General features: G+C 69.4%; 1 protein-coding gene. It reads left to right on the top strand.

Annotation, left to right across the window (positions count from 1 at the left end; genetic code table 11):
* Window positions 1-412 (top strand): sulfate ABC transporter permease subunit CysT (gene cysT / locus IM725_RS20125; protein ID WP_193782409.1); only part of this gene is annotated, 412 nt, incomplete at both ends.

Below are 412 nucleotides of genomic sequence, written 5' to 3'. Positions count from 1 at the left end.
GCTGATCGCGTGGGTGCTGGTGCGCTACCGCTTCCCCGGCAAGAAGATCGTGGATGCGCTGGTGGACCTGCCGTTCGCGCTGCCCACGGCCGTGGCCGGCATCTCGCTCACCGCGCTGCTCGCCGGCAACGGCTGGGTGGGGCAGTACCTGGAGCCGCTCGGCATCCAGCTCGCCTTCAAGCCGGCGGGCGTGGTCATCGCCCTCATCTTCATCGGCCTGCCGTTCGTGGTGCGCACGGTGCAGCCGGTGCTGGAAGACGCCGAGAAGGAACTCGAGGAAGCCGCCACCAGCCTGGGCGCGACGCGCTGGCAGATCTTCACCAAGGTGATCCTGCCGGCCATCACGCCGGCGCTGCTCACGGGCTTCGCGATGGCCTTCGCGCGCGCGGTGGGCGAATACGGATCGGTGATC

It is taken from the genome of Ramlibacter aquaticus, from assembly GCF_015159745.1.
GTDB classification, from domain to species: Bacteria; Pseudomonadota; Gammaproteobacteria; order Burkholderiales; family Burkholderiaceae_C; genus Ramlibacter; species Ramlibacter aquaticus.
Note: the sequence above shows the minus strand (reverse complement) of the source record. Positions and strands in the feature narration are given on the sequence as shown.